The organism is Pelomonas dachongensis, assembly GCF_043555865.1.
GTDB classification, from domain to species: domain Bacteria; phylum Pseudomonadota; class Gammaproteobacteria; order Burkholderiales; family Burkholderiaceae_C; genus Pelomonas; species Pelomonas dachongensis.
This window is the reverse complement of the sequence record NZ_JBIGHY010000003.1, coordinates 377,719-404,715: the sequence shown is the minus strand read 5'-3', so window position 1 is coordinate 404,715 and position 26,997 is coordinate 377,719. Positions and strand designations below refer to the sequence as shown.

Below are 26,997 nucleotides of genomic sequence, written 5' to 3'. Positions count from 1 at the left end.
GCGGAATGAATGCTCTGTTGTACGTGCTGGTGGTGCTGATCTGGGGCACGACGTGGATTGCGCTGAAGTGGCAGCTGGGGCCGGTGCCCATCTCCCTGTCCATCGCCTACCGCTTCGGCCTGGCGGCGCTGGTGCTGTTGGCGTGGCTGCTGTGGCGGCGCCAGCTGGTCGTGCCCCGTGGGCGAGCGCTCACCTGGGTCCTGGCCCAGGGGCTGTGCCTGTTCTGCCTGAACTTCGTCTGCTTCCTCAACGCCAGCCAGACGCTGGCCAGCGGCCTGGTGGCCGTCGTGTTCTCCAGCGCGGCGCTGTGGAACGCGCTGCTGGCGCGGCTGGTGCATGGCCGCGCCATCGCACCGCAGGTGCTGGCGGGCGGCGCGTTGGGGCTGACGGGACTGGTGCTGCTGTTCTGGCCCGAGATCACCGCGCAGCACGCCGGCGCCGGCACGCTGACGGGCCTGGTCTGGGCACTGGGCGGCACGCTGTGCTTCTCCACCGGCAACCTGCTGTCGGCCGCGCTGCAGGGCGAGGGCCTGAAGCCGGTGCAGACCAATGCCTGGGGCATGGCGGTGGGCACAGCCATCCTGTGCGGCTATGCGCTGGTGTCGGGCGTGCCGTGGGTGTTCGATGCCAGCCCGCGCTACGTCGGCGCGCTGCTGTACCTGGCCATCCCCGGCTCGGTCATCGGCTTCACGGCCTACCTGACGCTGGTGGGGCGCCTCGGCCCGGAGCGGGCGGCCTACAGCACGGTGCTGTTCCCGGTCGTCGCGCTGAACGTGTCGGCGTGGGTGGAGGGCTATGTATGGACGGCGCCGGCGCTGGCGGGCCTGGTGCTGGTGATGGCGGGGAATGTGCTGGTGTTCAGGAAGAAGACGCCGGCCGTTGCGGCTTCTGCCGCTTCTCCCACAGCGCCATTGCCTCCCCCACCAGTCCGCGCCTGAAAGCCAGCACGCAGACGATGAAGATCAGCCCGGTGACCAGGCTGACCGACTCGCCCAGGCCGTTGAACCAGGCCACGCCGGTGGTATCGGCCAGCAGCTTGCCGAAGTCGCCGATCTTGTTCTCCAGCGCAATGATGACCAGCGCGCCGACGATGGGGCCGACGAGCGTGCCCATGCCGCCCACCAGCGTCATCAGGATGACGAGGCCCGACGTGGTCCAGATCGCGTCGGTCAGCGTGGCGAAGCCCAGCATCAGCGTCTTGGTGGCGCCGGCCAGCCCGGCGAGGCCGGCCGACAACACGAAGGCCAGCAGCTTGAAGTGCGCCGTGTCGTAGCCCAGCGACGTGGCACGCGCCTCGTTCTCGCGGATGCTGGTGAGCACCTGGCCGAATGGCGAGTGCACGACGCGGTAGATCAGCCAGAACGCGGCGATGAAGATGCCCAGCACGACGTAGTACAGCGTCAGGTCGCTGGTGAGGTCCAGCCCGAGGAAGCTGCCGCGCGGTACCGATTGCAGGCCATCCTCCCCGCCGGTGAACGGCGCCTGCAGGAAGAAGAAGTACAGCATCTGCGCCAGCGCCAACGTGATCATCGAGAAGTAGATGCCTGATCGGCGGATGGCCAACAGCCCGAACAGCAGCCCCACGCCCGCTGCGGCCAGCGCGCCGGCGATGAGCCCGACCGGCGTCGGCAGGCCCCACACCTTCAGCGCATGGCCGCACACGTAGGCTGCGGTGCCCAGGAAGGCCGCGTGCCCGAACGACAACAGTCCCGTGAAGCCCACCAGCAGGTTGAACGCGCAGGCGAAGAGGGCGTAGCACAGCACCTTCATGACGAAGATGGGATAGACGCCCAATGCGGGCAGCAGCGCGATGCCGCCGAACAGCGCGATGTAGCCGATCAGCTTCTTGTCCATCACTTCTCCTTGCCGAACAGGCCGGCGGGACGGACCAGCAGCACGATGGCCATGACGACGAAGACGACCGTGTTGGACGCCTCGGGATAGAACACCTTGGTCAGCCCTTCGATGATGCCCAGCCCCAGGCCCGTGACGATGGAGCCGAGGATGGAACCCATGCCGCCGATGACCACCACGGCGAACACCACGATGATGAGGTTGCTGCCCATCAGCGCCGACACCTGCAGGATGGGCGCGGCCAGCACGCCGGCGAAGGCTGCGAGTGCCACGCCGCCCGCGTAGGTCAGCGTCACCATCAGCGGCACGTTGATGCCGAAGGCCTGCACGAGCTTGGGGTTCTCGGTGCCAGCACGCAACTTGGCGCCCAGCGAGGTCTTTTCGATCAGCGCCCACACCGCGAAGCAGACGATCAGCGAGGCCACGACCACCCATGCCCGGTAGTTGGGCAGGATCATGAAGCCGAGGTTGGTGGCGCCCTGCAGCTGTTCGGGCACCGCGTACGGCTGGCCCGAGACGCCGTAGAAACTGCGGAAGATGCCCTCGATGACCAGCGTGATGCCGAAGGTCAGCAGCAGGCCGTAGAGGTGGTCCAGCTTGTAGAGCCACTGCAGCATCGTGCGCTCGATGACGATGCCCAACGCGCCGACGAGCAGCGGCGCCAGCCCGAGCATGACCCAGTAGTTCAGCCCCAGCAGGTCCATGCCCATCCACGCCAGGAAGGCGCCCATCATGTACAGCGCGCCGTGCGCGAAGTTGATGATGTTGAGCATGCCGAAGATGACCGCCAGGCCCAGCGACAGCATCGCGTAGAACGAGCCGTTCACCAGGCCGAGCAGCAGCTGGCCCAGCAGGGCCGGCAGCGGGATACCGAACAACTCAGTCATGTCGGGGCCGGCCTCAGATCACTTTTTGACCAGGGGGCATTTGCTGTCCGCGAGCTTGGTGTACGCCTCGTTGGCCGGGATCTTCTGCACGACCTTGTAGTAGTCCCACGGCTCGGCGGACTCCTTGGGCGTCTTCACCTGCATCAGGTACATGTCGTAGCGCATGCGGCCGTCGGGGCCGATCTCGCCGTTCTTCGCGAAGAAGTCGTTGATCTTGGTGGCCTTCATCTTCGCGAGCACCTTGTCGGGGTCGTCGGTCTTGATCGCGTCCACGGCCTTCAGGTAGTGCGTGACGGACGAGTAGTCCGCCGCCTGCAGCATGGATGGCATGCGCTTCATCTTGGCGAAGAAGGCGCGGCTCCAGGCGCGTGACTCGGGGCTCTGGTTCCAGTACCAGCCGTCGGTCAGGTACATGCCCTGCGTGGCGGCCAGGCCCAGCGAGTGCACGTCGTTGATGAACATCAGCAGGCCGGCCAGCTTCATCGTCTTCGTGATGCCGAATTCGTTGGCCGCCTTGATGGAGTTGATCGTGTCGCCGCCGGCGTTGGCCAGACCCAGGATCTGCGCGCCCGAACCCTGGGCCTGCAGCAGGAACGACGAGAAGTCGTTGGCCGACAGCGGGTGCTTCACGCTGCCGACGATCTTGCCGCCAGCCTTCTGCACGACAGCCGTCGTGTCGGCCTGCAGGCTGGCGCCGAAGGCGTAGTCGGCGGTCAGGAAGTACCAGTTCTTGCCTCCGCTCTTGACCACCGCGTTGCCCGTGCCGTTGGCCAGCGCGACGGTGTCGTAGGCGTAGTGCACGGTGTAGGGCGTGCAGTCCTCGTTCGTCAGGCGGGCAGACGCAGCGCCGATGGAGATGAACACGCGCTTCTTCTCGGCCGCGACCTTGGCCATGGCCAGGTTGGCGCCGGAGTTGGTGCCGCCCACCAGCAGGTCCAGGCCTTGCGTGTCCAGCCATTCGCGCGCCTTGGCCGAGGCGACGTCGGCCTTGTTCTGGTGGTCGGCGAACAGCAGCTCGACCTTCTTGCCGGCGGCCATGCCCTTCATGTCGGCGATGGCCATCTTGATGGCCTCCACGCCGCCCTGGCCGTCGATGTCGGCATACAGGCCGGACAGGTCCGTGATGATGCCGATCTTGATGACGTCGCCGGACACCTGGGCCTGCGCGCCGAGGCCGCAGCAGGCGAGGGTGGCCGCTGTGATGGCCTTCAAAGTGGTGCGGATCGCTTGCATGTTTTGTCTCCTGTGGGTGTGGTGATCAAACGCTGAGCAGCTCGTCGAGCTGGGCCTGGTGGGCAGCCAGCTCGGCGGCGGGAAACGACAGCACGGCTTCGCCGTGCTCGATGACGATGAAGTGATCCGCCAGCGGCGCGGCGAAGCGGAAGTTCTGCTCCACCATGACGATGGTGAAGCCCTGGGCCTTGAGCGTGCGGATCATGCGGGCGAGGGCCTGGACGATGACGGGCGCGAGGCCTTCGCTGATTTCGTCCAGCAGCAGGATGTCGGCGCCGGTGCGCAGGATGCGGGCGACGGCGAGCATCTGCTGTTCGCCGCCGGAGAGTCTGGTGCCGGGGCTGTGGCGGCGCTCGGCGAGGTTGGGGAACATGGCGTAGATGTCGGCTTCCGACATGGCCTTGCCGCGCTTGCTTTTCAGCGGTGGGGGCAAGCGCAGGTTCTCCTCGGCGGTGAGGCTGGCGAAGATGCCACGCTCCTCGGGGCAGTAGCCGATGCCGAGTTGGGCGATGCGGTGGGTTGAGAGGTGGATCGCCTCTTCGCCGTGGATCTTGATGGAGCCTTTTCTGGCTCCTGTCAGGCCCAGGATGGCGCGCAGCGTGGTGGTGCGGCCGGCGCCGTTGCGGCCGAGCAGCGTGACGACCTGGCCGGGCTGCACGCTGAGGTTGATGCCGTGCAGGATGTGGCTTTCGCCGTACCAGGCGTGGAGGTTGGTGATTTCGAGTGCTGGAGTTGCCATGTCAGCGTGCTCGGTAGTGCTGGTTGGTGGCGAGTGTGGTGCCGGGAGCCCGCCGCGCGGGACTTCCGGCAACCACAGCACCGCGCCAAGCAAGCGCAGAGGGAAGCGGCACCAGCATCAATGCGCCCCCACCAACTCAGTCGCCTCGGTACCCATGTACGCCTCCAACACCGCCGGATGCTTGGCCACCGTCGCGTAGTCCCCTTCTGCCAACACTGCGCCGCGAGCCAAAACCGTGATCCGGTCCGCGATGCTCGCGACGACCTTCATGTTGTGCTCCACCATCAGCACCGTGCGCCCCTCGGCCACACGCTTGATCAGCGCCGTCACGCGGTCCACGTCCTCGTGGCCCATCCCCTGCGTCGGCTCGTCCAGCAGCATCAGCTGCGGCTCCATCGCCATCGTCGTAGCGATTTCCAGCGCCCGCTTGCGGCCATACGGCAGATCGGCCGCCTTCAGCGCGGCCATCTCCCGCAGGTCCACCAGCTCCAGCAGCGCCAGCACCTTCGCGTCCAGCGCCTTGAGCCCCGTCAGGCCACGCCAGAAATGGAAACTTGTTCCTGTGAAGCGTTGCAGCCCGATGCGCACGTTCTCCAGCACCGTCAGGTTGGGAAACACCGCCGAGATCTGGAACGAGCGGATCACGCCGCGGCGCGCGATCTGCGCCGACGTCTCGCCGGTGATGTCATGGCCCGCAAACACGATGCGCCCGCGCGTGGGCACCAGGAATTTCGTCAGCAGGTTGAAGCAGGTGGTCTTTCCTGCCCCGTTGGGGCCCAGCAGCGCGTGGATGTGGCCGCGCTGCACTTTCAGATTGACCGAGTCCACGGCGGTGAAGCCCTTGAATTCCTTGGTCAGGTCTTGCGTCTCGAGGAGGGTGTCGCTCATGGCGTCTCGACGTTGGATGCGCGACTCTAGGCCGGGAGGCGGTGCACGGGCTTACGGGCATTCACGGGGTGGAGCCGCAGGCGTGCAGTCCTGAAACGGCGCGGCAACAACCGTGGGACTGCAAGGCGTGTCGGCCACGGCTATCCTGCCGCGCCTCCAACCTCCCGCAATTCACGCCATGCTCCAACGCTTGCTCCCCGCCGCCCTCATGCTGGCCGTCAGCGCTACCGCCTTCGCCGCCGGCCCGCAGCTCAAGGGCCAGGCGCCAGGCTGGTACCGCGTGCAGCTGGGCGACTTCGAGGTGACTGCGCTGTCCGACGGCAGCATCGACTTGCCGGTCGACAAGCTGCTGCAGCAACCCGCCGCCAACACCCTGCGCACGCTGCAGAACGTGTACCTCGGCGTGCCGCTGGAGACGTCGGTCAACGCCTACCTCATCAACACCGGCGCCAAGGTCGTGCTGGTGGACACCGGCACCGCCGGCCTGTTCGGCCCCACGGCCGGCCGCGTGCTGGCCCACCTGAAGGCCTCGGGCTACAGCCCGGAGCAGGTGGACGAGATCGTCATCACCCACATGCACGGCGATCACATCGGCGGGGCCTCCAGCACGGCCTTCCCCAACGCCACGCTGCGGATCGACAAGCGCGACAGCGACCACTGGCTCGGCGCCGAGCAGGTCGCCAAGGGTGGTGACGGCGCGAAGGCCATCGCGGCACTCGTCAAGGGCTTCTCCGACAGTGGCCGCTTCAAACCCTTCGACGGCAGCAAGGACGGCGTCGAGATCGTGCCCGGCGTGAAGGCTTTCCCCGCCTACGGCCACACGCCCGGCCACAGCAACTACGTCGCCGAGAGCCAGGGCCAGAAGATGATGTTCTGGGGCGACCTGATGCACGTGGCCGCCGTGCAGTTCCCCGACCCGTCGGTGACCATCCAGTTCGACTCCGACCCCAAGGCCGCCCGCCCGGCGCGCGAGAAGGCCTATGCCGCAGCCGCCAAGGACGGCTACTACGTCGCCGTGACGCACGTCAGCTTCCCCGGCATCGGCCGCCTGCGTGCGGACGGCAAGGGCTACGACTGGCTGCCGGTGAACTATTCCACCAACCGCTGAAGCGCCCGCATCAGGTGGTCGGGCCGAGCGCAGGGCCGCCCCAAGCCGGCCCGTCTGGCGATGTGCGAGCGGGGTCACCCCCGCAAGCATCGCCGTCCCCTGGGGGGACCGGCCGGGCTTGCTCGCGTCCAGCGGCAAGTCCGGACGAGGGGCGCCCGTTCAGCCGGCGATGACGCGGTTGCGCCCGGCCTGCTTGGCGGCGTACATCGCTGCATCCGCGCGAGCCAGCAGCGCGGTGGCGTCGTCGCCCGCCTGCCACGTCGCGATGCCGACCGACACGGTGATGGCCACGCCCGGCCCCAGTGGCGCGTCGGCCACCGCGCGGCGCAGACGCTCGGCGGCGTCGATGGCCAGCAGCCCCGCCGTGCCCGACAGCAGCACGACGAACTCCTCACCGCCGTAGCGCGCGCACAGGTCCGACGGCCGCAGCTGCCCCTGCACGCGCTGCGCGAATGCCTTCAGCACCGCGTCGCCCACGGCATGGCCGCGGGTGTCGTTGACCGCCTTGAAGTGGTCCAGGTCCAGCATCAACAGCGTGAACGGCCGGTGCTCGCGCTCGGCCAGGGCCAGCTGGGCAGCCAGCGCCCGGTCCAGCGAGCGGCGGTTGGGCAGCCCGGTCAACGCGTCGGTGGCAGCCTGGTGTTCCATCGCCGCCAGCGCCTCGCTGAGCTGCACGGTCAGCCGCGTGTTGGCCAGCTGCAGCCGGATGCCCTCCATCACGCGCTGGCCGATGCCGTGCATGTAGAAGCTCAGCAGCGCCAGGAACAGCGCCAGCCCGGGCATGACGAGGTGGGCCTGCGCTGGCGCCGGCGTGCGCAGCAGGCCAGTCAGCAGCGTCAGCCACAGCGCACCGCACAGGCAGAAGTACAGCTGCATGCGCACCACGTAGAGCGGGGCGTTGATAGCGGCCACGCCGCACAGGATGGCGCCCAGCGAGACATTCAGGATGGCGTCGCCGCCCATCAGGCAGGGTCCCATCGCGCCCCAGCAGACGCCCTCCAGCACGGGCACCGCCAGCAGGGGTCGGGCGTGGCGCGCGATGTCGGCGCCCTGGTGGCGTATGAGCGCGATCAGCAGCAGGCACACCAGCCAGCCGCACAGCACCAGCGCCAGCCAGCCCAGCAGCCGGTCGCGCGGCACGGCGCTCCAGCACAGCCAGGCCACCAGCGCCCAGCCCAGCGGCGCCGTCAGCAGCGTGCGCTGCTGGACGGCCACGCACTGCGCGAACGCGATGCGCTGCACGTCGGCATCGTCGGTCGGGGCGGGCACGGCCGGGCTCATGAGCCGTGAGTATCTGCGCGCGCGGCCCGCGCCTCGCGTGCCATGCGTGCGATGGTGGTCAGGTTGATGGCCGCAATGACGATCTCCAGCGCCGTGCCGCCGATAGAGCCCACGACGATGTTGTTGGCGACCCACAACCCCGTGCCGCACAGCATCAGCAGCCGCATGCGGATGCCTTGCAGCGTGAACAGCGCGATGGTGCCCAGGCACGAGGCGGTCAGCGGCAGCCAGTCGGTCGGTTTCTCGGCGATGGCCAGCCCGAAGCCGATGTTGGCCGCCACCACCGCGACGGCCACCCACGGCGAGCGCGTGCGCAGCGACAGCAGCGAGCGCGTCATCGAAATCAGCGAGCTGGCCACCGCCGTCGGGTTGCCCAGCAGCGCGAAGTGCACGACGTAGGCCAGGCACTCGCCGGTCATGAACCATTTGAAGCGGCGGTCGTCGGTCTGCAGGAAGCAGCCGACACCCAGCACGAAGGCGACGTAGCCGAACAGTTGGGCGGGAGAAAACCAGTCGGTGGCGGGCATGCAGTCAGCGGCGCGGAGTGGGGGACTCCCGCAAACAAGGGGGGTGGGCGGCAGAGGCGGCGGATTGTCCTGCTGACGCCAGGGCGGGCGGCCTTTGGGCGGTGGCCGGGCTCATTCGCCGGGGTTATGCGGCCCGCTCGAATTGGCAGCGAGGCCACGGACTAACCCGCTGACGCCTGCGTGGCGGCTTTGCGGACCATCGCGCCGCCTCAGCTCAGCGACCACGTCGCCCCTGCCATGAACTCGTTGATGAACAAGCTGTCCGCCGCCCTGGCATTGACGGGCTGCCTGATCGCCACTCCGGCGTCGGCCGACCTGCAGTTGCGTGCCGGCGGCACGATGGTCTACGACACCGTGACCAACCTGACCTGGATCACCAATGCCGCCGAGGGCGGCCTGCGCACGCAGGCCGACGCGGCGGCGTGGGCAGCGTCTTTGAGCTTCGGCGGCTTCGACGACTGGGCCCTCCCCACTGTCGCGCCCGTCAACGGCAGCGCGCTGCAGATGGACTACAGCGAGGACGGCTCCACCGACATTGGCGTCAACAACGCCGGCCTCAACACGCAGCTGGGTCACCTGTACTACGCCAGCCTGGGCAACGCCGCCTTCGGCCTAACGAATGCCGGCCCGTTCAGCGGCCTCGTGGACCCGGCTGACGCCATCGGCCCGGTGTTCTGGACCGACACCTCCTCACCGGTGGAGACGGGCTGGAGCCTGGCCTTCTACATGGGCATGGGCATGCAGGACCAGCTGGCCGGCGACACGCTGGCGCACGCCTGGGCCGTGCGCGTGGGCGACGTGGCCGCCGTGCCCGAGCCGGGCAGCATCGCGCTGCTGCTGGCCGGTCTGGCCGGCGTCGCAGGTGTCTCGCGCCGTCGTCGTTCGAACTGAAACGGAAGGTCCGCCATGAAGCGCTTCTCTGCCCTCGCCACCCTGCTGGCCACGCTGTGCCTTGGCCTCGTCGGTACGGCCCAGGCCCAGTACACCCCCACCCCCAACGACTGGGCCTGCACCGGCAAGGTCGGCGGCACCTGGACGCATGGCCGCGCGCCGTCGGGCTGCGACGCGTCGGCCTTCGGGCCCGACAGCTTCGTGCGCGGCAACTACACCGGCGTCATCTACGACGACGCGTCCCATGCCCTGAGCAACGCCACCGAGCGCAAGCGCTACATGCAGGCCATGTACCCGGTCATCCGCGACGCCAGCCAGCGCTACCTGCTGGCGCGCAAGCCGGGTGCATCGGCGCGCGAGCTGGAGGCCTTCCAGCGCGGCACCTACGCCACGCTGCGCCAGGAGACCTTCTGGTCGCACTACCGCGACGCCCAGCTCGCGGCCGGCCAGCCCTACGTGCTGAAGATGATGCGCGGTGACAGCGGCCACGGCCACGGAATGATGCAGGTCGACGACCGCTATCACTTCGTCCGGCTCCAGGAGGGCAAGGGCTGGAACATGATGCAGAACTTCACCTACGCCATCGACATCTACTACGCCGCGTGGCAGGCCGCCCCCGCCGCATGCCTGGGTGGCGTGGTGGAGCCCATCGGCACCACCGCCGACATCGACGCCTACTGGCGCAGCCGCGCGCGCTCGGCCTGGAGCGCCTACAACGGCGGCCCCACGCGCGTGTGCCGCTGGCAGAACCCGGCGGACGCCAACGTCGGCAAGGACAACGGCTACCGCGACAACTACGACAACCGCCTGTGGCTGGTGGACGTGGCCGACCTGACCAAGGCCGCCGCCATCGACGTCAACTGCCTGATGGACAACGGGCCCTCTTGCCCTGTGCCCACGGCCGGCGCCGTCGAGCCCGGCAAGCTGCTGCAGGTGGGCACCGCCGCCTGCGTGCTGACCCCTGCCGGCACGCTGGAATGCGTGGACGACGTGCGCGACGCCGCCTGCCTGGGCGGCCGCGCCAGCTTCGACGAGAACAGCATCACGCCTGTCTATGTGGCGCAGACGACCGCCTTCCCGCGCATCGACCACAACCGCCACCAGCTGTGCCGCGGCGCGGTCGCGGGCCTGCAGTCGCTGGGCAGCGCCATCGCCACGACCCAGCCGCTGGATCTGCGTGCCACGCCCGACGGCATGGTGCTGGGTCAGGCGGCCGCGGGCACCTACCAGGTGCTGGACTTCATGGTGGTGGGCGCGCAGACGCAAAAGCGCCTGTACCGCATCCGCGCCAGCATCAACGGCGCGTCGACCGACGGCTGGATCGACGCCGGGACCGTCGCCACGCATGCGGCGCTGGCAACGGGCGCCGCGCCTGTCGCCGCCGGCACCATCCCCTACGCCGGCGACTGGGGCAAGGTCGTGCCCAACCTCAACATGCGCGCCACGCCCAACGGCACCGTGCTGATGTCCATCCCGGCCGGCACCGCCGTGCAGGTCAAGGAGGTGTACGGTACCGCCTCGGCCAACAACCTCTACTACCGGCTGGAGTACACGCACACCGACGGCAAACTGCGCGAGGGCTGGGTGTTCGGCGGCAACCTGTACCCGGTGTCCACGCTGGCGAACTGGCTCGTGCCCACCGCGGCACCGTCCGCACAGAAGGCCGCGCATTGCCCTAACGGCACCCGCTACGACCACCACGTGCGCCAGTGCATGAGCGCCAGCCAGACGTACGGCCCGTTCACGGCCGCCAGCACGCAGGCCTGCCTGAATGCCGGCGGCGGCGCGGTCTGCACGGCCAACCGGCCGACCGTCATCGACGGCGTGGCCGTGGCGACGCAGGTCTGGGGCAAGGCGCTGGCCGCTGCAGCCACCGGCAACGGCGACTGCCCGCGCGGCGCGACGCGCTCCATGGCGCACCGCTTCCACTGCACCGAGGCCGTCACGCGCAACGGCGTGACCGAGACCGACGTGTACGGACCCTTCGGCACGGCGCTGGTCAACGCCTGCCTCGCGGGCTCGGGCAATGCCGCGTACTGCCGCACCAACCGCTGGCCGTCGGCGGCCTTCCTGGCGCTGCAGCCCTGACCGCATGGGCATGAAGACCGCACTCGCCGTCGCGGTGGCCGCGGCGCTGGCCATGGGGTGGTGGTGGGCGCAGCGCGGCGACGCGCCGGCCGCCGCCACCGTGCCCGGCGCCGGCGTGGCCACCGGGCCGGGGCTGCCGGCGAGTGTGTCGCCGCTGGCGTGGCCGGCGGCCTCGGCGGCGTCTGCCGAAGCGGCGGCGGTGGCGGTCGCGCCAGCCAGCTCCGCCGCGCTGGCCGCCATGCCGCCCGCCCAAGCGCTGCGTGCGCTGACGCAATGCCATGCGGCCAACACCTGCCGCGTCACCAGCCAGGAGGGCCTGGACGGGCACTTCGAGATCGTGGCGGCGCTGACGCAGCAGCTGGAGCGACTCGCCGCGCAGGGCAATCCCGCCGAGCAGGCCGCATGGGCGCGCGAGCTGCTCGGCTTCCCCGATGGCCACGTGCAGGCCGCCGCGCTCGCGCTGGCCGCCAGGCTGCCGCCGTCCGTCGAAACTCAGTCCGCCGCCGTGTCGGCACTGGGCAAGACCTACGACGCCGTGCTACTGGACAAGGCCTACCCCGTGCTGCGCCAGTGGCAGCAGCTGGGCCTTACGGCCGGCTACGACGACATGTTCGTCGGCCTTGTCTATACCGGCGGCTGGCAGGCTGCCCAGTCCGTGGCTGAGAACGTCGGCCCGTTCCTGAACGCCGGCAACGTGACCCGCTTCGAGCAGGTCGCGCGCGAGCTGCAACCGGGCGCGCGGCAACAGGCGCTGCTGCGGTCGCTGCGGGACTATCGGTTGCAGCAGCAGGGGGGATGAGGCGGCAGTGTGGGTGCGGGTTCCATGCATAACCCGCCGATACCATGGCTTCTCCGCCATCGTCACCGAGAGTGTCATGCGTCGCATTCCTCTTTGCGCCAGCCTGTTCGCGCTCTGCGCATTGTTTCCGCCGTCGTTCGCTGGACCGGGCATCGCGCTGGAAGCCACCACGCTGGAGCAGGCGCGCAACGGCGTCTCCAGGCTCGGCTTCCTCAAGAAGCTCAACGCCGCCACCGCCGAGGCCGCTGCCACCGCCAGCGTCAATGAACGTGGCGACCTGCGCACTGCAGAAGGTGCGAACCTGCTTGAAATGATGGGCATCCTGCAGTCGTTCGTTGGCGATACGGACGGTGCGATGGCGACCTTCGACCTGCGGGAAAGCAAGCGCCGCCCGCGCCTGCCGGCCATCAGCGACGCCGCGCTGGAAGGCCTGGTTGCCGAAGAGGCGATCCAGGCCATCGTCGAGCAGGCCAGGAGCCGGCGCGTCGTGCTCATCAACGAGGCGCACCATGTGCCGCTGCACCGCGCTTTCACGATGAAGCTGGCGCGCGAACTGCGAAAGATCGGCTACGAGTACTTCGCCGCCGAGACGTTGATCCGTGACGGTGTCGGCGCCCCGGGCAGCGAGGTCACGCAGCGGGACGGCGCCTTAATTCACGAGCCCAACTACGCAGAATTGCTGCGCGACGTGGGCCGCGACGGCTGGAAGGTGGTGGCCTACGAATGGTTGGCGGCACCGGAAGACGCCGTGTCAGGGCTGCAGCGGCTGCAGCTCAGGGAAACCGCTCAAGCCAGGAATCTGGTCGAGAAGGTGTTGAAACCGCACCCGTCGGCCAAGCTGCTTGTGCACGTGGGCTACTTCCATCTGGACAAGCGCCCCGCCGGCAACAGCGCAGGGCTGAAGTTGATGGGTGCGATGCTGCGTGAGCTGGGGGCGACAGAGCCGCTGGCTGTCGACCAGAGCACCCTTTACAGCCACCCTCATCCAGCCATGGAGCCCGGGTCGTATCGCCAGTTGATCAACGCCAAGGCGATCCGCATTGCGTCCGTGCTGAGAAAGGCGGACGGCACGGCATTCATGCTAGGCACACCGCAAAGCGCCATCGATTTGCAGATCATCCACCCGCCCTACGGCAACGTGGATGGCAGGCCGGCGTGGCTCATGTCAGTTGCCGGGCGCCAGCCGGCGGACATCCCGCCGGCGCTTGTCCCGACCGAAGCGCCGCGTGTGGTCTACGCTTTTCGGGCCGATGACCGAAGCCTGGAGGCGATTCCTGTCGATGCCGTGCTGCTGCGGCCCGGGCAGGAGCCCGCCCGCCTGATGCTCCCGCCCGGCCGCTACAGGCTCCAGGTCGAGGATTGATGCCGGCAGGCGACTGAACCCGCGCGCTGACGCGGCGTCGTCCGACATCGCCTGCGCGCAGGATTCTCATACTGGGTCGATGCGCTTCGAGGACTACTACCAGACGCTGGGCGTGAACGCCGACGCCGACGCGGCTGCCATCAAGGCGGCCTACCGGCGCCAGGCGCGCCTGCTGCACCCGGACGTGAACACCACGCCTGACGCGCATGCGTCCATGGCGCGCATCAACGAGGCCTACGAGGCGCTGTCGGACCCGCAGCGCCGCGCTTCCTACGACGGCGTGCGCCGCCGTCACCAGGCTTTGCAGGCGGCGGCAGGCCAGCCAGCGCAACCCGACCTGAACAGCGACTGGCAGCAGGGCTTCCAGTACGAAGGCGCGCCGCGTGCGAACCGCAACGGCGAAGGTTTCAGCGACTTCTTCACCAGCATGTTCGGCCGCGCCGCCCGTCCAGACCCGGCGGATGTCTCCCCCGAGCGCGGCGCCGACGAGCACATCCGGCTGGTGGTCGACGCATCGGACGCGGTGGACGGCGCGCTGCGTGCGATCACCTTGCGCACGCTGGCGCCGGATGACCAGGGGCATCGCAGCGTCGTCACGCGCAACCTGCAGGTCCGCATCCCCAAGGGCATACGCGCCGGCCAGCACCTCCGCGTGGCGGGCCAGGGGGCGGCGGGCCGTGGCGGTGCGGCCGCGGGCGACCTGTACCTGGAGATCCAGTTCAAGGACGCCGAGCGCGCCGACAGCCGCGACGTGCACGACGCGCTGCCGCTGTCGCCGTGGGAGGCCGCACTGGGCGCGGACGTGACCACCACGACGCCGGCCGGCACCGTCAGCCTGACCGTGCCGCCGGACACGCCGCACGGCAAGCGCCTGCGGCTGAAGGGGCGGGGCCTGCCCGGCGACACGACGGGAGACTTGGTGCTGCAGGTCGACGTGAAGCTGCCGCCGTCCACGCTGCCGGGCGCCCGCGCGGTCTACGAGACCATGGCCGCCGCGCTGGGCCGCGATTTCCACCCGCGCGTGGAGGGTTCGCCATGACCGACACGACGGTGCTGGTCGGCGTCGTCATCGACGAACAGACATTGACGCTGGACGAACTGGCCTGCGCCTGTGGCGTGGATGCCGGCTGGCTGGGCCAGCGGCTGGCGGCCGGCCTGCTGGGTTGTTGCAGCGGCGAGGGCGCGCAGGGCCGCTTCGCCAGCGCGCAACTCCAGCGCGCGCGCCGGCTGCGCGCCGTCGAGCAGGACTTCGACGCCAACCCGGAGCTGGCGGCACTGGTGGTGGACCTGATCGACGAGATCCACCGGCTGCGCGCGGCGCGCTAGCGTTGGCGCGCTGCAACGCTAACGGGCAGCAGTGCTTGCATCCGGCCGCTAACGCATCCATCATCCCGCCCCCATTGCAGCAGGCGCCCACGACAGCGCCCGCATGACGGAGATCCCTGCTATGTCCTCCCTGTTCATCTCGACCATCGACTGAACACGGTTCCCGAGCCCCGGCTGAACCGTGTCTGTTCCCAGATACGGCCTCAGACCGCGCGGCACGCAAAGCCCCGCCGCCCTCGAGCCGGGGCTTTTGCTTTTCGGAAACCGAATGAGTGCACAACTCCGTTCCCGCGCCTTGCAAGAAGGCCGGGTCAAGGCCCTGCGCCGCATGAAACAGCCGATGACGCTGGTGATCGAAACCAGCGTTGGTGTGCGTGATCCCGTGGCACGGGCGCTCGCACAGCGCGGCTCGCGCGGCGCGGGCCAACACATCCAGAGCCGCGGCGCGCAACGCCGTGCCGACCGCGTGGCGCTGCAGGCGCTGCTGCGAAGAAAGGATTGGGATGAGTGATTCCCAGAAAGAACTGCGCGTGCAGCTGGCGCTGAGGAACCAGCTGCTGCAAGACGCGGCCGCCCAGATCAAGACCGAACTGTTCGGCATCGACGCCATCATTGACCGCGTCATCGACTCGGTGCGTGCGTGGTACGTGCTGCCCGAGCTGGTGGCGCGACCCGTCATCGTCTGCCTGTGGGGCCTGACCGGCACCGGCAAGACCCAGCTGGTGCGCCGCTTGGCACAGCTGCTGGGCTTCTACGACCGCTTCGTCGAGGTGCAGATGGATGGCTTCTCCAACGGCGCCAGCTGGCGCGGTGCGCAAAGCATCTCCGGCATGCTGTCGCAAAGCGGCGTGCGCGAGGGTGAGCCGGGCATCCTGGCGCTGGACGAGTTCCAGCGCTTCCGCACCATTGACAACAAGCGCAGCGAGCTGCGTGTCGAGCGCTACCAGGATGTCTGGGCGCTGCTGTCCGACGGCCGCCTGCCGCCGGCGCTGTCGCTGCTGAGTGACATCGAGTCGACCCTCGCCGAGGCCGCGTTCGATGCCGAGCGCGCGGACGAGGACGACGACCGCAAGCTGCGTTTCAAGCTGAGCAGCTGGGATGCCAAGACGCTGCGGCGCACGCTCAAGCTCACCGAGCCGCTGCTGGAGATCATGGCCTGGACGCCCGAGCAGATCCAGGACCGACTGCGTGCCTTCCGCGAGCAGGGCCAGCAGCAGTGGGACACCGACTACAGCCGGCTGCTCGTGTTCGTCTGCGGCAATCTCGACGAGATGTACGAGGACCTGGCCACCAGCGTGGACGACTGCGACAGCGACGCCGACACCTTCCATGCGTTGACGGCCAAGCTCAGCGTCATCGACGTGAAGCAGGCGTTGAGCCGGCGCTTCAAGCCCGAGCAGGTGGCGCGGCTGGGCAATGAGCACATCGTCTACCCGTCGCTGTCGCGCCGCGCCTACGAACAGCTTGTCGACCAGGGCTGCGTACGATACGCCCGCGAGACCGCAGCGCGCTGCGGGCTGCACTTCGAGCCGGACGCCAGCGTGCGCGAGCAGATCTACGCCAACGCGGTGTTCCCTGCCCAGGGCACGCGCCCGCTGTTCTCGTCGTTGCATGCGATCCTGGGGGTCGGCCTCGCCAAAGCCGCGCTGTGGGCGCTGGAGTGCGGCGCCGCCCCCGGTGACACCGTGGCCCTCACCGCCGACGGGCGCACCCTGATCGCGCACTGGCGCGGGCAGTCGCAGGCAATTGCCGCGCCGTTCGAGATCAACCGGCTGCGCCAGCGCAACAACGCCGACTTTCGCGCGCTGCTGGCGGTGCACGAGGCCGGCCACGGACTGGTGCATGCGCTGCTGTTCGGGCGCGCGCCGACCGAGATCAAGATCCACGTGGCCAGCTTTGAGGGCGGCTACAACGCCTACACGTCGCGTAAGGTGTGGTCGCGCCAGAACTTGCTCGACAGCATCTGCACCAGCCTCGCCGGCCGAGCCGCCGAGCTGCTGGTGTTCGGACCGGCGATGGCCTCCAGCGGCTCCGAGAGCGACCTGCGCAAGGCCACCGAGACGGCGGCCCGCATGCTGCGCCATTCGGGGCATGGCGAACGCATCGGTCGCTGCGACGTGTCGACAAACAGCGATGAGCATGTGCTGACCGACGTGGAAGCCAGCAACGCCGCCGTGGAGGCGCTGCTGCAGTCTGAGCACGCGCGCGCCACGCGGCTGCTGCAGACGCATCGCGTGGCGCTGCTGGCGCTGGTGGACGAGCTGATGGCGCAGGGTCAGGTCACACCGGCTCGCTTCGCCGTGGTGACGGCGCTGCCGCTGGAGCGGCCTGAGGATGCGCTGGACCCGTATGCGGAGCGGCTGGCGGCGTTCCGAATGCAGGGGCAGGCAGGCCTGCCTCTGGTCAGGCCCGCGTTGCTCACGCCACCACGACCGCGCTCGCTTGTCGAGGCGACTGCTTGAGCATCCGCGTGGCCGTGCAATGCAGGACGAACCAGGGTCTGGAACGCCTCCTTCGGATTGCGCTGAAGGATGCAGCGCCGCGGTTTGAACCGTGCGCGGCGGCATCGACAGCAACGCACTCGTTCAGAATCCCGCGCGATGCTCTCCAGTTCTGCGTCGGGCCGCGCGCCCATCCTGTACTCCTTTCGCCGCTGTCCGTACGCCATCCGTGCCCGGCTTGCCATCAAGGTGTCGGGCATGCGGGTGGCCGTGCGCGAGGTGGTGCTGCGCGACAAGCCTGCCGCGCTGCTGCAGGCCTCCGCCAAAGGGACGGTGCCGGTGCTGCAACTGCGCGATGGCCGCGTGCTGGAGCAGAGTCTGGACATCATGCGCTGGGCACTTGAACAGCATGACCCGCAAGGCTGGCTTTGCTCTCAGGAGCACGAGGAAACGCTGGCGCTGATCGCGCTCAACGACGGGCCCTTCAAGCAGGCGCTCGACCGCTACAAGTACGCGTCGCGCCACCCCGAGCGCCCGGCGCACGCCTGGCGCGACGACGCGGTCGACCTGATGCTGGCGCCGTTGAACGCGCGTTTGGCGGATCGGCTGTTTTTGCTGCGGGACACACCCTCGCTGGCGGACATGGCCATCGTGCCCTTCATCCGGCAGTTCGCGGCCGTTGAGCCGCGCTGGTTCGATGGCGCGCCGTTCGCACCGCTGCAGGCATGGACGCAACGCATCGTGTCTTCCGGCTTGTTCGACGCGGTGATGACCAAGTTCCCCGCCTGGCAGCCGGGTGATGCCGAGCCTATTTTGTGAACGCAGCGGCCCCATCTCCGAGAGTGGGCTGGGCCCCGCGAATGACGGACAACACCGCGTCGCACGCCGCTGAGATCGCATCGCCATCCGCCCGGCACCGCGCAGCCACTTCTTCGCATCGGTTGCGAAGCGCGCCATCTGCGGTCAGCCGTTCCAGCGCCTGCGCGACGACCGCCGGCGTGTAGTCCACCGGCAGCACTCGCGCCCCCACGCCCAGCCGCTGCACCTGATGGGCGTTGTCGAACTGGTCATACGCCATCGGCCGCACGAGTTGCGGCACGCCGGCGCGCAGCGCCTGGCTCGTCGTGCCGATGCCGCCGTGGTGGACGAAGGCCGCCAGGCGCGGCAGCAGCTGGCTGAACGGCGCGTACGGCACGTGCAGCACGCCGGGCGGCAGCGGTGTCGGTAGCTGCGCACCCACCTTCGTGATCAGCAGGCCGCGGCGGCCGCTGAGCGCGCACGCGGCGGCCGATGCGGCGAAGAAGGCGTGCGACGTCGCGTTGGCGGTGCCTGACGTGAACCCGACGGGCGGCTCGCCCGCTGCCAGGAAGGCTGCCAGCTCGGGCGGCAACGGGTGCGTGTCGCCGTTGTCGTACAGCGGGAATCCGGTGCACACCAGGCGGGCGGGCCAATCGACGGGGGGCGGCGCGAACCACGGCGGGAACATGCAGAGCGTGAGGTCGGCCTGGTGCAGCCACGCGCCGAGCAGGCGGTCGACGCGGCCGAGGCCGAGCTGGCGGCGGTAGGCGTTGAACGGCCGGGTGAACAGGCGGTCCAGCACCAGACGGTCGATCAGCCACCACGCCGCGCGCTGCAGGCTGGCGGGCAGCTTGGCGAGCGTGCCATGGGCGTCCAGGCGCGGTGGCTGGCGGACGGATCGGAACACCGCCGGCGCAAGGTGCACGGTGACGGTGGGCACGCCGAGTGCGTCCCCGAGCAGCCGTGTGGCGAAGGCCAGCGTGCTGCCCACTGCCAGCGTCTGGCCGGGCACGACTTCCGCGCGCATCGCGTCGAAGGCACGTGGCAGGCCGGCGGCGAAGGCCTCGCCGATGAGCGCCATGCCCCGCCGCGGGTCGGTCACGCGCGGGTCGCGCAGCAGCGCATCGGTCTCGGCGATGCTCGCGACCGGCGTGAACGGCAGGCCGGCAGCGTGGCCCCCATAGCTCTCGCTGGCGAACAGCTGCACCTGATGGCCGCGCCGCTGCAGCGCCAGGCCCAGCGCCACGAAGGGCAGTGTGTCACCGAGGCTGCCTGCAGCGCCGATCAGGATCTTCATGGCGGCTGCGCCGAGCGTTCGCTCACTCGCCTGCCGCTTTCTGCTCGGGGGCGAGTGCCACCGCCTTCTCGGGCCATGCCCCGCCCGCGCTGAACGCGGCCCAGGCCCAGCCCACCCACTTCAGCAGCGACGTGGCCAGCCACAGCGCCCACAGCAGCATCAGCACGCGGTACAGCCACACCGGCGCACTCAGCACCCAGGCGCCCGCCGTGTGCTCGGTGAAGCGGTCGGACACCCAGCTCAGCAGGTGGCTGCTGGAGCCCGGCCCCGCAACCATCAGGTCCGGGTAGCCCAGCAGGCCGGTGCGCAGCACGTCCAGCAGCGCGCCGATGGCGAACAGCGTCCACAGCACCAGCAGCAGCTGCACGAGGATGCGCTGCCAGCGTTTGCCACCGGGCAGCGTCAGCATCCAGCGGCGGCGCGCTTCAAGCAGGCCGAACCAGCCGGCCAGCAGCAGCAGCGCCCACAGCGAGACAGGCGCCACACCCAGCGCCAGGATGATCCAGGCCGGCCGGGTCATGACGCCCGGCAATCCGCGCGGTGCGAACCATGCCAGCACCAACACGACCGCCAGCACGCCCCAGATCAGCACCGCCGGGCCGATCAGCGGGCCGCCCACGGCCAGCACGATGCGGTCCTCGGGCACCTCCAGCTGCAGCCGGTCGTTGACGCCGGGCAGCCCCAGCGCCAGGCCGTCGTGGCGCCACAGTGGGCCCATGCCCTCGGGCGTGCGCCAGCGGATGTCGACCTGCTGCGCGCCGGGCGTCAGCGGCAGACTCAGCGCGCCGTCGCGCGGCTGCAAGGCCAGCGTCTGGCCGCTGATCTGCACGCTCTGCAGTTCGGCACCCGGCGGCAGCTTCAGCACGTGCGGCCCGCCGAGGCTGGTGCGCAGCGACAGCTGCAGGTGCGTCTGCGTGCTGCGCTCGCCGGGTTCCAGCGTCGTCTTCACGTCGTCCAGCGTCAGCGTCTGGCCGGCCACACCGGCCGGTTTGGTGACGGCCAGCTTCAGGGTCTCGCCGGGCCAGGGGCGCCATTCGGGCTGCCACTCGCCGCCCTGCTGCAGCGCGGTGGCGGCCAGGCCGCTGGCCTCGACATGCCATTGCGGCGACGCGGCCAGCGTCCAGCGCTCCACCTGGTTGTTCTCCTTGCCGGCCACCAGCATCAGCGTGGCGGCGGGCAGCAGCGTGCTGGTGACGTCGGCGCTGTCGTCGCCGCCGAGCTGCAGCGTGGCAAAGCCGTTGTCAACGGTCACGCGCGCATCGCCGATGGCCTCGCCCGGCAGCAGCGCCCAGCGCACGCGCAGCGGCGCACGGCTGGGGGCGATGCGCTCGATGCGCGTCTGCACCTGCCAGCGCAAGCCCAGCTCCAGGCGCCGGTCCACGCGCACCAGCGGCGCCAGCGCGTCGCGCTGCGTGCCCATGTCCTCTGCGCGGGCGGCGCCGGCCTGAGCCTCGCGGCTCAGCGTGATGGCGCCGGTGCTCTGGCCGCGCGGATCCAGCCCGGCCAGCGTCCAGCCCTGCAGCTCGGCCTGCAGCGCGCGCGGGGGCAACGGCAGCGAGATGTCCAGGCCACTGGCCGTGCCCACGTCGGCGGCCAGCACCAGCTGGTGCACGCCGGCCGGCACGGCGGCCCACAGGCGGCCCTCGGCATCGCGGCGCGTGGCGGCGGGCTGGCCGTCCAGCGTCACGCTGCCCGGCTGCCAGCCCGTGCCCTGGCCCGGCAGCGGCACGGCCACCAGCGCCTGCGCATGGATCTCGGCGCGCAACTGCACGGTCGAGCCGGCCGCGCTGACGATGAGGCGCGCCAGGCCGGCGCAGCGCGGCTGGCACTCGGGCGGCGCGGCCAGCTTGCCGCGCAGGGTCTGCAATTGCGCGTCGCTGGGCCAGGGCGCCGCGGCGGCGGTGTTGTCATCGGCCGCGTCGGCCGGCTTGGGTGACGAGCCCAGCACGAGGCACAACGCAGCCGCCACGGCCCCCGCGCCACGGCGCGGCAGCGCGGGCGGCCTGAAGCCGGCCACCACCACCAGCGCCAGCGCCAGCAGCACCAGTCCGACCAGCTTCAGCAGCGCCGTGGCCCACGGCGGCAGCAACCACAGATTCAGCGTCTGCTCGGGCGTGACGGGACCGCTCCAGCTCAGCTGGTGGGCGCGCCAGGTCCACGTCGGCAGACCGGGGCCGGTCTGCACGCGAGCGCCGGGGTCGACGCGCGACAGTTCGCTGCTGGCGTAGGGCGACACCACTTTCTCCGGCATCGGCGGCACAGCCATCTTGCGACTCGGCGGCGCAGGCGCCCTGAGATCGGGTGGCGGCACCAACGCCGGTTCGGCCACATCGGCCTGCTCCGCCATCATCGGGACTTGGCCTTGCCGGTCCAGGCTCGGGTAGATCGCCAGCCGGATCTCGTCCACTGCATAGGGCAGCAGCACCAGCCCCAGCAGCGCGGCCACGGCCAGCCGGCCGCGCGCGAACGCGACCTGCGCCCGCCCCGGCGGCAGCACGCGCGCCAGCGCCGTCAGCGCCAGCAGCCCGAACCACAGCGCGGCCGGCGGGCTGCCCGGCGTGTGCCAGGTCAGCGCCAGGGCCACGCCCACCAGCACGCCGGTGCGCCAGCCCAGCAGCTTGAACGCCGCCAGCGCGGCCAGCAGCACGAAGAAGAAGTCCCACAGCGTCCACATCGACACCCACGCACCGTCGGCGCGGCTGGGGCCTTGCGCGTGCAGCAGCCGCCAGCCGGGCGGCAGCTGCAGCGTGGCGTCCAGGTCGTCCACGGCAGCGCTCCAGCCGCTGGCCGGCAGCGTGTCGTCGCGCGGCCAGCGGCTGTCGGCCTCGATGCTGGGCTGGCGGGCCCGCACCTCGAAGCCGGCCGGGCCGTCCTTCGCCAGCCGGGTGATGGGCTGGTCCTCGCCGCCCAACGCCGCGCGGCCCAGCTGGCCCGGCGCGGCCATGGCCAGGCGCGAGCTGGCCGACAGCTCACCGCTGAAGCGGTCGCTGGCGGTCAGCGCGCGGCCGTCGAAGTCCAGCCACAGCCGGCGCTTCAGCGTCAGCGTGTCGGGCGCGGGCTTCGCGTTGCCGCGCTGCAGCTCGGTCAGCTTCAGCGTCTCGCCGGGCTTCAGGCGGAAGGCCGGCAGCGCCCGCCAGGCCTCGGGCATCTCGACTTGGCGCGGGTCGACGCTGGCCACGCCCTCGGGCCGGATCAGCCGCAGCGCAGGCGCCGCCTTCACCGCCCAGACCTCCTCGTCGGCGGCCGTCTTGGGCAGGGTCAGGGCTTGCATCGGCGCGTTCATCCGCGCGGTCAGCGTGATGCGCCAGGCACCCGGCCGGGCCTGCACGATGAGCCGGCCGTCCTCGGCCAGCCGGGCGGGCAGCGGGCTTTCCAGCTGCATCGCCACCAGGCCGGGCAGCAGTGCCAGCGGCAACTCCACCGCGCGTGCGCGGCCGGCCACGCGCAGCTCGAAGGCGGTGGTGACGGTCAGCGGCAGCTCATCCTCGACGAGGCGCACGGTCTGCACCGACACGCTGTCCGTCGCCGCGGCCGGGCTGGCCATGGCACGCAGCCACAGCCGGCCATCGCCGTCCGGCTGGCGCGCCTGCGTGGCGCCGTCGCTGGTCACGACGATGGCGCCCACGCCGGCCGGCACCGCCAGGTTCTGCGGCATGGCGTCGCCCCAGCCGATGCGGCCTTCGACGACATGCGTGCCCGGCACCAGCCACACCCCAGGCTGGGCGTCCGCCTCGGTGACCGGCAGCGCCCGGCCGCTGGTCTTCACATCCTGCGGCCACGCGCCGGCTTCACCCGGCAGCGCCACGCGGGCGGGCGCGCCGAACACCTGCACGTCGAGCCGGAACGTAGCCTCGCGCGGGTTCACGTTGAGCTGCAACCGGCCGGGCCACACGCACGCGGCGTCGCCCTCCGGCGGCGTCGGGCAGCCCAGCGGTGCCTGGCCCTGCAGCGCCCAAGGCAGCCAGTCGCGCGCGGCGGGGGGGAGGTCGGCGGGGGTCAGCGGCGCGGCTTGCGCAGCCAGGCTGCACAGCAGCAACAGCAAAGTCGTCGTGAGGCGCTTCATGGGTTCTCTCCCTTGCGTGGCCCGGGCACCTCGCGTGCGACCGGATCGCGGGCGATTCCAACACAGCGTGCAATGCAGTCAGGAGAGGAAGTTGGTGAGGCGCGTGCGGCACAGCCGTCGGTGCAGAGAAACGCGCCCGATATGGATTTCCGCCCCGCTGGTCGTGGCATGAACGCACAGTCCGCCACCTCATCACCCGGAGCTTTTTGCATGAAATCACCTGGGGCACTTGCCGCCTTGCTCGCGATCTCGCTCACTGCCTCGGCCGTCGAGCTGACGGCCGCCGACGGCGGCACCTTCGCCGTGCTGGACCGTCAGCAAGCGCCGACGCAGATCTACTACCCCCTGTCGCTGAAGGACGGCAAGTGGCTGATGGAGGGCAAGCAGGCCGGCGCGCCCTGGACCGACCTCAGCTGCGAGACAGGCTGCGAGTACCGCGCGTCGACCGACGCGGAGGTGCAAGCCCATGTGCCGTCTGCATGGCGCGAGCGTGCTGACTTCACCTGCATCCGCAACGTCGCGCAGGCGTTCTGTCGCTACAGCGCCAAGGGCAACACCGCCGCGGCACCGAACTACGTGGTCATCGCGCTGGTCACCGGGCAGCCCGTCCCGTTGTTCGTGCGCCGCACCGTGTCAGCGCCGTAGGCTAACGGGATAGGCGCAGTGACCCCAAGGCACCGACCCCGAGCCGCTCGGGTTCACGTCGTTCACCCCAACCTACATGCAGACATTTCGCGCAAGTGCCGTCGCGTCGCCCAAGCGACGCTAAGTTGCATTTCTGGTGAGCCCGGCGTGCAGCCGGCGTTAAGCGGCGTTAAGCGGCGTTAAGCGGCGGGAAGATGCGATGTGTACGGATTGTTGTACATATCGGGTGACAGACTGTCCATGACCTCTTCGGCAATTCGTCGCTCGCGGCTCAGCTTCAGCGTTGGTCGCCCGGCATAACGGCGTCGCGAACGTCAACACGACGCGGGCTCTCACCCTCAAAACCTCACCACCCAACTCGCATTCACCGCCCTCAGCGTATTCCGCCTTGTGCTGCTGCCCGCCGAGAAGCCGTCCAGGTCCTCGACGGCACTGGCAACCACGTTGTCGCGGGCCAGCAGGTTGGTCAGGCCCACGCGGACCTGCGAGAAGCGGTCCACCTTCCAGGCCGCAAACGCGTCCAGCGTGCGCACCGCGCTGCGGCGTGCGACCTGCAGGTCGGTCTGGTTGGTCGTGTAGCCGGGCTGCAGCACCAGGCTGGCGCCCACGGTCCAGCCGCTGTCAGGGATGCGCCAGTCGAAGCCCATGTTGGACAGCCAGGGCGGTTGCGCCTCCAGCCGGTTGTCGGGCCCGTCCACCTGCTCGACTTCGGAGCGGTAAAGGTTCAGCGCGGCGCGAAGGTTGACGCCGCTGTCCTTGTCGAACAGCGCGGGCAGCCATTCCTCGCCGCGGCCCTTGATCTCCAGCTCCAGCCCGCGCGTGCTGGCCTGGCCGATGTTCATGGGACGCGACACCCAGCGCGGCACGTTGGTGATGTCCGGCGCCATGCCGCTTTCCAGCCGCACGCCCCGGCGGATGAGGTCGTCGATCTGGCGGTAGAACACGCCGACGCTGAACACGCCGCCGCTGGCCGGGTAGTGCTCGAAGCGCAGGTCGAAGCCGGTGGACAGCTCGGGCTGCAGCTGCGGGTTGCCGGCCGAATCGGCGGCGATGGGCGTGTTGGTCTCGGTGCGTTCGTAGTTGCCGTTCAGCACGTAGCGGCCCACCAGCGCCGACAGGTCCGGCATCTTGAAGCTGCGCGTCACGCTGGCGCGGATCTGGTCGCGGCCCTTGGGGTCGAACTTGTAGTTGACGTGCAGCGTCGGCGCGACGACGCGGGCGCGGTTGTCGATGGTGTTGCTGCCGTCGTCGCTGCGCGTGCGCACCTCCTCCAGCCGCAGGCCCGGCTGCACGCCCCATTGCGGGCTGATGGTCCAATCGTCCTGCACGAACACCGCGGCGCGGCCGATGCGCGCCGCGAAGGGGATGCCGGTGGCGCTGTCCAGGCGCTCGACGCCGAAGTCCCACACGCGGCGCAGCTCATCGCGCTCGCGGGTCTCGACGTCCCAGCCGGCGACAACGGTGTGGTCGTCCGCCACGGGCTGGGTCCAGCGGCCGCCTAAAGCCCCGCGCGCCTCGCCGAAGTCGGTCTGCGTCTCGCGCGTCACCAGCAGCCGGCCGTCGGCGCGGTAGCTGTCGTAGTGCAGCGTGTTGTCGCGCGTGGTGTCCTGCCAGGAGCCCTTCACCTCGACCTTGCCGCCGTCCTGCTGCTTGTGCACCCAGTTGGCCGCGGCCCGCTTCACGTCGCTGGAACCTTCGGAAGCGGCCTCGTCGCGGGCGGTCGCCCACGGCGTGCCCAGCAGCGCCACGATGCTGCGCTCGCTGGCGTTGCGCGACTGGCCGTGCTGCCAGAAGGCGCTGAGGTTGATCGTGTCCCAGTCAGAAGCCTTCCACTGCAGCCGCGGCGCGATCTGCGCGGTGGTGCTGCGGCCCTCGTCGCGGCCCCGGATCGCCTGCGACTGCACCTGGCCGCCGGGCGTGCGCGAGAGGCGCACCTGCTCGTAGTCCGAGGCGTGCGCCGAGCGCGACACGCTCAGCGGCACGACGAAGGACAGCGCGCCGATGCGGTCGCCCCACTGGAAAGCCGTGCTGCCGCCGGGCTGCAGCGCGCGGTAGTTCAGGTTGCTGCGCCATTCGCGCTGCTGCGTGCGTGGCGGCTCGCGAAGCACGACGTTGATGGTGCCGGCCACACCGGGGTACTCGGCCGTGGCACCGCTGACGACCTCGATGCGCTCCACGTCGGCCGGCGCCAGCGAGTCCAGCGAGAAGCCTGGCGGCGCCGGCTCGCCGTTGATGAGAATCTGCGTGTAGCCGCCGCCCAGGCCGCGCAGGCGCGGCGCGCCGCCGTCCATGGACACGCCGGGCAGGCGCTTGAGCACGTCGGTCACGTCGATGTCGCCCTGCCGGTCCAGCTCCTCGCGGCCGTAGATGGACATGGCGATGGACTGGCGCCGGCGCAGGCCGTCGTCGGTCTCGGCGGCGGCGGTGACCTGCACGCGGTCCAGCGCGTTGGTCTGCGGTGCGTCGGCGGGCCGGGCCGGCGCGGAGGCCGCCGATGCCGCGGTGGCGGGCGCGGAGGCTGCGGGCTGGGGCGGCGGCGGTGTCTGGGCCTGGATGCCCAGCGGGCCCAGCAGCAGCGTGAGGACGAGGAGGTGGCGGGTTGCGGTCATGCCGACTCGGGTGCGTTTCGCAGGCAATGCGCGGTCGGCCGAGGCACCGGGGGTCAGGGGAGGTCGAACTGTAAGAGCCGCTCGCGCCGTTGCGGCGCCCGTCGGGTCCGCCGCGCAGGCCGCCGCCCGCTGCGCTGCCCGGGCGGCATAGGCTGCCGTT

Annotated in this window: 22 protein-coding genes; 12 read left to right on the top strand and 10 right to left on the bottom strand. The window is 70.2% G+C overall.

Annotated elements, in window-relative coordinates; genetic code table 11:
• Positions 1–5: 5 nt before the first annotated feature.
• On the top strand, positions 6–938 hold the full coding sequence (locus ACG02S_RS10900) for a DMT family transporter (protein ID WP_394470479.1): 933 nt from the start codon (positions 6–8) through the stop codon (positions 936–938).
• On the opposite strand, the gene ACG02S_RS10895 is transcribed toward ACG02S_RS10900, so the two are convergent.
• The 5 genes from ACG02S_RS10895 to ACG02S_RS10875 all read right to left on the bottom strand — a co-directional run bounded on the left by ACG02S_RS10895 (position 859) and on the right by ACG02S_RS10875 (position 5,601).
• Positions 859–1,854 (bottom strand): branched-chain amino acid ABC transporter permease, encoded by a 996-nt coding sequence (locus ACG02S_RS10895; protein WP_394470478.1) that lies wholly within the window; start codon positions 1,852–1,854, stop codon positions 859–861. The genes ACG02S_RS10900 and ACG02S_RS10895 overlap by 80 nt on opposite strands.
• Positions 1,854–2,741, bottom strand: coding sequence for a branched-chain amino acid ABC transporter permease (locus ACG02S_RS10890; protein ID WP_394470477.1), 888 nt, complete (start codon positions 2,739–2,741; stop codon positions 1,854–1,856). The genes ACG02S_RS10895 and ACG02S_RS10890 overlap by 1 nt, the downstream gene beginning before the upstream one ends.
• Positions 2,742–2,759: 18 nt before the next feature.
• Positions 2,760–3,974: an ABC transporter substrate-binding protein gene (locus ACG02S_RS10885; RefSeq protein WP_394470476.1), complete on the bottom strand. Its 1,215-nt coding sequence runs from the start codon at positions 3,972–3,974 to the stop codon at positions 2,760–2,762.
• Positions 3,975–3,999: 25 nt separating this feature from the next.
• Positions 4,000–4,713 carry an ABC transporter ATP-binding protein gene (locus tag ACG02S_RS10880; protein ID WP_394470475.1) on the bottom strand — a complete coding sequence of 238 codons (714 nt, stop codon included), beginning with the start codon at positions 4,711–4,713 and terminating at the stop codon, positions 4,000–4,002.
• A gap of 117 nt (positions 4,714–4,830) precedes the next feature.
• Entirely contained in the window at positions 4,831–5,601 is a 771-nt protein-coding gene (locus tag ACG02S_RS10875; protein WP_394470474.1) for an ABC transporter ATP-binding protein, read from the bottom strand.
• 178 nt (positions 5,602–5,779) lie between these two features.
• On the opposite strand from ACG02S_RS10875, the gene ACG02S_RS10870 reads away from it, so the two are divergent.
• Positions 5,780–6,709, top strand: a complete 930-nt coding sequence (locus tag ACG02S_RS10870) for an MBL fold metallo-hydrolase (protein ID WP_394470473.1) — start codon at positions 5,780–5,782, stop codon at positions 6,707–6,709.
• Between the two features lie 159 nt (positions 6,710–6,868).
• Here ACG02S_RS10870 and ACG02S_RS10865 read toward each other — a convergent pair whose 3' ends face one another.
• Both ACG02S_RS10865 and ACG02S_RS10860 read right to left on the bottom strand, forming a co-directional pair.
• Complete coding sequence (locus tag ACG02S_RS10865; protein WP_394470472.1) at positions 6,869–7,978, bottom strand: GGDEF domain-containing protein; 1,110 nt, start codon at positions 7,976–7,978, stop codon at positions 6,869–6,871.
• Between the two features lie 8 nt (positions 7,979–7,986).
• Positions 7,987–8,517, bottom strand: a complete 531-nt coding sequence (locus tag ACG02S_RS10860) for a YgjV family protein (protein WP_394470471.1) — start codon at positions 8,515–8,517, stop codon at positions 7,987–7,989.
• Between the two features lie 249 nt (positions 8,518–8,766).
• On the opposite strand from ACG02S_RS10860, the gene ACG02S_RS10855 reads away from it, so the two are divergent.
• From ACG02S_RS10855 to ACG02S_RS10815, 9 genes are all read left to right on the top strand, one after another.
• Entirely contained in the window at positions 8,767–9,408 is a 642-nt protein-coding gene (locus ACG02S_RS10855) for a PEP-CTERM sorting domain-containing protein (protein WP_394470470.1), read from the top strand.
• 15 nt (positions 9,409–9,423) lie between these two features.
• Entirely contained in the window at positions 9,424–11,496 is a 2,073-nt protein-coding gene (locus tag ACG02S_RS10850; RefSeq protein ID WP_394470469.1) for an SH3 domain-containing protein, read from the top strand.
• A gap of 10 nt (positions 11,497–11,506) precedes the next feature.
• Positions 11,507–12,295, top strand: a complete 789-nt coding sequence (locus tag ACG02S_RS10845) for a hypothetical protein (RefSeq protein WP_394470468.1) — start codon at positions 11,507–11,509, stop codon at positions 12,293–12,295.
• A 7-nt stretch (positions 12,296–12,302) separates the two neighbouring features.
• Complete coding sequence (locus tag ACG02S_RS10840; protein WP_394470467.1) at positions 12,303–13,658, top strand: hypothetical protein; 1,356 nt, start codon at positions 12,303–12,305, stop codon at positions 13,656–13,658.
• 79 nt (positions 13,659–13,737) lie between these two features.
• On the top strand, positions 13,738–14,697 hold the full coding sequence (locus tag ACG02S_RS10835; protein WP_394470466.1) for a DnaJ C-terminal domain-containing protein: 960 nt from the start codon (positions 13,738–13,740) through the stop codon (positions 14,695–14,697).
• Positions 14,694–14,984: a chaperone modulator CbpM gene (locus tag ACG02S_RS10830; protein WP_394470465.1), complete on the top strand. Its 291-nt coding sequence runs from the start codon at positions 14,694–14,696 to the stop codon at positions 14,982–14,984. Before ACG02S_RS10835 ends, ACG02S_RS10830 begins: the two co-directional genes overlap by 4 nt.
• A 268-nt stretch (positions 14,985–15,252) precedes the next feature.
• Positions 15,253–15,495, top strand: coding sequence for a hypothetical protein (locus ACG02S_RS10825; RefSeq protein ID WP_394470464.1), 243 nt, complete (start codon positions 15,253–15,255; stop codon positions 15,493–15,495).
• Positions 15,488–17,446 (top strand): AAA family ATPase, encoded by a 1,959-nt coding sequence (locus tag ACG02S_RS10820; protein ID WP_394470463.1) that lies wholly within the window; start codon positions 15,488–15,490, stop codon positions 17,444–17,446. The genes ACG02S_RS10825 and ACG02S_RS10820 overlap by 8 nt, the downstream gene beginning before the upstream one ends.
• A gap of 138 nt (positions 17,447–17,584) precedes the next feature.
• On the top strand, positions 17,585–18,244 hold the full coding sequence (locus tag ACG02S_RS10815) for a glutathione S-transferase (protein ID WP_394470462.1): 660 nt from the start codon (positions 17,585–17,587) through the stop codon (positions 18,242–18,244).
• Here ACG02S_RS10815 and ACG02S_RS10810 read toward each other — a convergent pair.
• Positions 18,234–19,520, bottom strand: coding sequence for a glycosyltransferase (locus ACG02S_RS10810; RefSeq protein ID WP_394470461.1), 1,287 nt, complete (start codon positions 19,518–19,520; stop codon positions 18,234–18,236). The genes ACG02S_RS10815 and ACG02S_RS10810 overlap by 11 nt on opposite strands.
• A gap of 22 nt (positions 19,521–19,542) precedes the next feature.
• Positions 19,543–23,583: a hypothetical protein gene (locus ACG02S_RS10805; RefSeq protein ID WP_394470460.1), complete on the bottom strand. Its 4,041-nt coding sequence runs from the start codon at positions 23,581–23,583 to the stop codon at positions 19,543–19,545.
• A gap of 210 nt (positions 23,584–23,793) precedes the next feature.
• On the opposite strand from ACG02S_RS10805, the gene ACG02S_RS10800 reads away from it, so the two are divergent.
• On the top strand, positions 23,794–24,228 hold the full coding sequence (locus ACG02S_RS10800) for a hypothetical protein (RefSeq protein WP_394470459.1): 435 nt from the start codon (positions 23,794–23,796) through the stop codon (positions 24,226–24,228).
• 338 nt (positions 24,229–24,566) lie between these two features.
• Here the strand turns inward: ACG02S_RS10800 and ACG02S_RS10795 are convergent, their stop codons facing one another.
• Positions 24,567–26,837: a TonB-dependent receptor plug domain-containing protein gene (locus tag ACG02S_RS10795; RefSeq protein WP_394470458.1), complete on the bottom strand. Its 2,271-nt coding sequence runs from the start codon at positions 26,835–26,837 to the stop codon at positions 24,567–24,569.
• Positions 26,838–26,997: the final 160 nt, after the last annotated feature.

What these genes read in the sequence shown, in the direction of transcription:
- ACG02S_RS10900 (WP_394470479.1), top strand. Translation starts at nt 6, where the DNA reads ATGAATGCTCTGTTGTACGTGCTGGTGGTGCTGATCTGGGGCACGACG.
- ACG02S_RS10895 (WP_394470478.1), bottom strand. Translation starts at nt 1,854, where the DNA reads ATGGACAAGAAGCTGATCGGCTACATCGCGCTGTTCGGCGGCATCGCG.
- ACG02S_RS10890 (WP_394470477.1), bottom strand. Translation starts at nt 2,741, where the DNA reads ATGACTGAGTTGTTCGGTATCCCGCTGCCGGCCCTGCTGGGCCAGCTG.
- ACG02S_RS10885 (WP_394470476.1), bottom strand. Translation starts at nt 3,974, where the DNA reads ATGCAAGCGATCCGCACCACTTTGAAGGCCATCACAGCGGCCACCCTC.
- ACG02S_RS10880 (WP_394470475.1), bottom strand. Translation starts at nt 4,713, where the DNA reads ATGGCAACTCCAGCACTCGAAATCACCAACCTCCACGCCTGGTACGGC.
- ACG02S_RS10875 (WP_394470474.1), bottom strand. Translation starts at nt 5,601, where the DNA reads ATGAGCGACACCCTCCTCGAGACGCAAGACCTGACCAAGGAATTCAAG.
- ACG02S_RS10870 (WP_394470473.1), top strand. Translation starts at nt 5,780, where the DNA reads ATGCTCCAACGCTTGCTCCCCGCCGCCCTCATGCTGGCCGTCAGCGCT.
- ACG02S_RS10860 (WP_394470471.1), bottom strand. Translation starts at nt 8,517, where the DNA reads ATGCCCGCCACCGACTGGTTTTCTCCCGCCCAACTGTTCGGCTACGTC.
- ACG02S_RS10855 (WP_394470470.1), top strand. Translation starts at nt 8,767, where the DNA reads ATGAACAAGCTGTCCGCCGCCCTGGCATTGACGGGCTGCCTGATCGCC.
- ACG02S_RS10850 (WP_394470469.1), top strand. Translation starts at nt 9,424, where the DNA reads ATGAAGCGCTTCTCTGCCCTCGCCACCCTGCTGGCCACGCTGTGCCTT.
- ACG02S_RS10845 (WP_394470468.1), top strand. Translation starts at nt 11,507, where the DNA reads ATGAAGACCGCACTCGCCGTCGCGGTGGCCGCGGCGCTGGCCATGGGG.
- ACG02S_RS10835 (WP_394470466.1), top strand. Translation starts at nt 13,738, where the DNA reads ATGCGCTTCGAGGACTACTACCAGACGCTGGGCGTGAACGCCGACGCC.
- ACG02S_RS10830 (WP_394470465.1), top strand. Translation starts at nt 14,694, where the DNA reads ATGACCGACACGACGGTGCTGGTCGGCGTCGTCATCGACGAACAGACA.
- ACG02S_RS10825 (WP_394470464.1), top strand. Translation starts at nt 15,253, where the DNA reads ATGAGTGCACAACTCCGTTCCCGCGCCTTGCAAGAAGGCCGGGTCAAG.
- ACG02S_RS10820 (WP_394470463.1), top strand. Translation starts at nt 15,488, where the DNA reads ATGAGTGATTCCCAGAAAGAACTGCGCGTGCAGCTGGCGCTGAGGAAC.
- ACG02S_RS10815 (WP_394470462.1), top strand. Translation starts at nt 17,585, where the DNA reads ATGCTCTCCAGTTCTGCGTCGGGCCGCGCGCCCATCCTGTACTCCTTT.
- ACG02S_RS10810 (WP_394470461.1), bottom strand. Translation starts at nt 19,520, where the DNA reads ATGAAGATCCTGATCGGCGCTGCAGGCAGCCTCGGTGACACACTGCCC.
- ACG02S_RS10805 (WP_394470460.1), bottom strand. Translation starts at nt 23,583, where the DNA reads ATGAAGCGCCTCACGACGACTTTGCTGTTGCTGCTGTGCAGCCTGGCT.
- ACG02S_RS10800 (WP_394470459.1), top strand. Translation starts at nt 23,794, where the DNA reads ATGAAATCACCTGGGGCACTTGCCGCCTTGCTCGCGATCTCGCTCACT.
- ACG02S_RS10795 (WP_394470458.1), bottom strand. Translation starts at nt 26,837, where the DNA reads ATGACCGCAACCCGCCACCTCCTCGTCCTCACGCTGCTGCTGGGCCCG.